Annotated in this window: 1 pseudogene; it reads right to left on the bottom strand. The window is 64.6% G+C overall.

The window, feature by feature from the left end:
• Positions 1-384 (bottom strand): annotated as a pseudogene (locus BK665_RS32960) (hypothetical protein); the annotation flags it as partial.

A 384-nucleotide genomic window follows, 5' to 3' on the forward strand; every position in this document is an offset into this window, starting at 1 on the left:
GGCAGCAGCGCCGGTCAGGACCACAGCGGTTTCAACCGTGATGCCGCCGTTGGGGATCTCGACCCCGCTCGGCGAGCCCTTGACCGAGGTGATGGTTGGAGCGGTGGCGGCAGTTACGGTCAACGTGCGCGCTGCCGAGGTGGCGCCGGAGCCGTACAGTGCCTTGGCGGTGAAAATGTGTGCGGCGACGGTCAGCCCGGACACGGTCAAGGTCCAGATGCCCGTAGTCGCATCGGCAGTAGCTTCACCCTTGGACACGGTGCCATCGAAGATCTGCACCTTCTGTCCTTTGGCAGCAGCGCCGGTCAGGACCACAGCGGTTTCAACCGTGATGCCGCCATTGGCAATTTCCACCCCGCTCGGCGAGCCCTTGACCGAGGTGAT

The sequence above is a fragment of the Pseudomonas frederiksbergensis genome (assembly GCF_003732665.1).
In the GTDB taxonomy this organism is placed as follows: Bacteria; Pseudomonadota; Gammaproteobacteria; order Pseudomonadales; family Pseudomonadaceae; genus Aquipseudomonas; species Aquipseudomonas frederiksbergensis_G.